General features: G+C 60.6%; 3 protein-coding genes. All 3 read right to left on the bottom strand.

Features of this window, described 5'->3' with window-relative positions:
• On the bottom strand, positions 1–92 hold a 92-nt coding region (locus ACIGHN_RS24635; RefSeq protein ID WP_005434227.1), incomplete at its 3' end, for a GTP-binding protein.
• Between the two features lie 225 nt (positions 93–317).
• On the bottom strand, positions 318–2,420 hold the full coding sequence (fusA, locus tag ACIGHN_RS24630; RefSeq protein ID WP_056410094.1) for an elongation factor G: 2,103 nt from the start codon (positions 2,418–2,420) through the stop codon (positions 318–320).
• 154 nt (positions 2,421–2,574) lie between these two features.
• On the bottom strand, positions 2,575–3,022 hold a 448-nt coding region (gene rpsG, locus ACIGHN_RS24625), incomplete at its 5' end, for a 30S ribosomal protein S7 (RefSeq protein WP_396506722.1).

Genomic DNA, 3,022 nt, shown 5'->3' with positions numbered 1-3,022 from the left:
GCTGCCGTCAGCGTCGTCTTGCCATGGTCCACGTGGCCGATCGTGCCCACGTTGACGTGGGGCTTGGTACGTTCGAACTTACCTTTTGCCATTTTGAATCTCCAAAGAGCATTGCCTGTGTTGGGGTTTAACGTCTGCACCCGATTGCTGATTCGTCCCGCACAGGGCAACAGGACGGCACCGGGTCGCAGATTGCAAGAATCTTGCTACTGTTTGTATAGCTGCCTGCGCCCGCCAGGCGGGCGATAGCAGCTGTATGGATCAGAAAACCAATGGGGAAAGGCCTGCGCAGGCAGACCTTTCACCCAGCGCACCAATTACTTGGCGCGTGCAGCCATGATGGCTTCGGACACGTTGCGAGGCGCTTCGCTGTAGTGCTTGAATTCCATCGTGTAGGTGGCGCGGCCCTGCGTTGCGGAGCGCAGCGAGGTCGAGTAGCCGAACATTTCCGACAGGGGCACTTCAGCGCGGATGGCCTTGCCACCGCCCGGAATGTCGTCCATGCCCTGGACCATGCCACGGCGGGAAGACAGGTCACCCATCACGGTACCGGCGTAGTCTTCAGGCGTTTCCACTTCCACGGCCATCATGGGCTCCAGGATCACGGGGTTGGCCTTGCGGCAACCTTCCTTGAAACCGAAGATCGCGGCCATCTTGAACGCCAGTTCGTTCGAGTCCACATCGTGGTACGAACCGAAGTGCAGCGTGACCTTGACGTCCACCACGGGGTAGCCGGCCAGCACGCCTTGCGTGACGGCTTCGTGGAAGCCCTTTTCCACTGCGGGGATGAATTCGCGAGGAACCACACCGCCCTTGATGGCGTCGACGAATTCGTTGCCCTTGCCGGCTTCGTTGGGCTCGATCTTGAGCACGACGTGGCCGTACTGGCCCTTACCGCCGGACTGGCGCACGAACTTGCCTTCGGCTTCTTCCACCGTCTTGCGGATGGTTTCGCGGTATGCCACCTGGGGCTTGCCCACGTTGGCTTCCACGCCGAATTCGCGCTTCATGCGGTCCACGATGATTTCCAGGTGGAGCTCACCCATGCCGGCGATCAGCGTCTGGCCGGACTCTTCGTCGGTCTTCACGCGGAACGAAGGATCTTCGGCAGCCAGGCGTTGCAGGGCGATGCCCATCTTTTCCTGGTCGGTCTTCGTCTTGGGTTCCACGGCCTGTGTGATCACGGGCTCTGGGAACACCATGCGCTCCAGAATGATCTGGGAGTCCATGTCGCTCAGCGTTTCGCCGGTGGTGACGTCCTTCAGGCCCACGCAGGCAGCGATGTCGCCGGCGCGGATTTCTTCGACTTCCAGGCGCTCGTTGGCGTGCATCTGCACGATACGGCCGATACGTTCCTTCTTGCCCTTGATCGGGTTGTAGACGGTGTCGCCCTTGGTCAGCACGCCGGAATAGACGCGCACGAAGGTCAGCTGGCCCACGAACGGGTCGGTCATCAGCTTGAATGCCAGGGCCGAGAACTTCTCGCTGTCATCCGCCTTGCGGGTGACCGGGTTTTCGTCTTCGTCGGTACCCGTCACATCATCGATGTCGGTAGGTGCCGGCAGATAGTCGATCACGGCGTCCAGCATGCGCTGCACACCCTTGTTCTTGAACGCCGTACCGCACAGCATGGGCTGGATTTCGGTGGCGATCGTGCGCGTGCGCAGGCCGAGCTTGATCTCTTCCTCGGAGAGGTCGCCCTCTTCCAGGTACTTGTTCATCAGCTCTTCGGAGGCTTCGGCAGCAGCCTCGACCATCTTTTCGCGCCATTCCTTGGCAGATTCCACCAGGTCGGCAGGGATTTCTTCGAAGGTGAACTTCATGCCTTGCGACGCTTCGTCCCAGATGATGGCCTTCATCTTGAGCAGGTCGACTACGCCGGTGAAGTTGTCTTCAGCGCCGATCGGGATCACGACGGGCACGGGGTTGGCCTTCAGGCGCAGGCGCATCTGGTCGTAGACCTTGAAGAAGTTGGCGCCGGTACGGTCCATCTTGTTGACGAACGCGAGGCGGGGCACCTTGTACTTGTTGGCCTGGCGCCAGACGGTTTCCGACTGGGGCTGCACGCCACCCACGGCGCAGTACACCATGCAGGCGCCGTCCAGCACGCGCATGGAACGCTCCACTTCGATCGTGAAGTCCACGTGGCCGGGGGTGTCGATGATGTTGAAGCGGTGCTCTGGGTAGGACATGTCCATGCCCTTCCAGAAGCAGGTCGTGGCAGCCGAGGTGATCGTGATGCCGCGCTCTTGTTCCTGCTCCATCCAGTCCATGGTGGCAGCGCCATCGTGCACTTCACCGATCTTGTGGTTCACACCGGTGTAGAACAGGATACGTTCGGTCGTCGTGGTCTTGCCAGCGTCGATGTGGGCCGAGATACCGATATTGCGGTAGCGCTCGATGGGGGTCTTGCGAGCCATGGTGAGTCCTTGGATGGGTCGTGTTATTCAGGGGACGGGGCAGCCATTGTGGGGCGGCGATCCGTCAATTTTGTGACCGCCTCAACCGCCACAAGGCTGCAGGCAGAAATGCCGGCAGCCTTGCGCTTGGCGACGAGAACGGTCGTCGATTCGCTTAGAAGCGGAAGTGGCTGAATGCCTTGTTGGCTTCGGCCATGCGGTGAACTTCGTCACGCTTCTTCATGGCACCGCCACGGCCTTCGGTGGCTTCCAGCAGTTCGTTGGCCAGACGCTGGGCCATCGACTTTTCGCCACGCTTGCGGGCGGCTTCCTTGATCCAGCGCATCGACAGGGCCAGGCGGCGCACAGGGCGCACTTCCACTGGCACTTGGTAGTTGGCACCGCCCACGCGGCGGGACTTCACTTCCACCATGGGCTTCACGTTGTTGATGGCAACGGTGAAGGCCTCCAGGGGGTCCTTGTCGGGGTGCTTCTTCTCGATCAGTTCCAGGGCGCCATAAATGATGCGCTCTGCAACTGCCTTCTTGCCGCCTTCCATGATCACGTTCATGAATTTGGACAGCTCTACATTGCCGAACTTGGGATCCGGCAGGATTTCACGT

This window comes from Acidovorax sp. NPDC077693 (genome assembly GCF_044542805.1).
In the GTDB taxonomy this organism is placed as follows: domain Bacteria; phylum Pseudomonadota; class Gammaproteobacteria; order Burkholderiales; family Burkholderiaceae_C; genus Acidovorax.
This window is presented reverse-complemented; position numbering and strand designations above follow the sequence as displayed.

Excerpts from the sequence above, each read along its gene's own strand:
- fusA (WP_056410094.1), bottom strand. The coding sequence starts at position 2,420 with ATGGCTCGCAAGACCCCCATCGAGCGCTACCGCAATATCGGTATCTCG.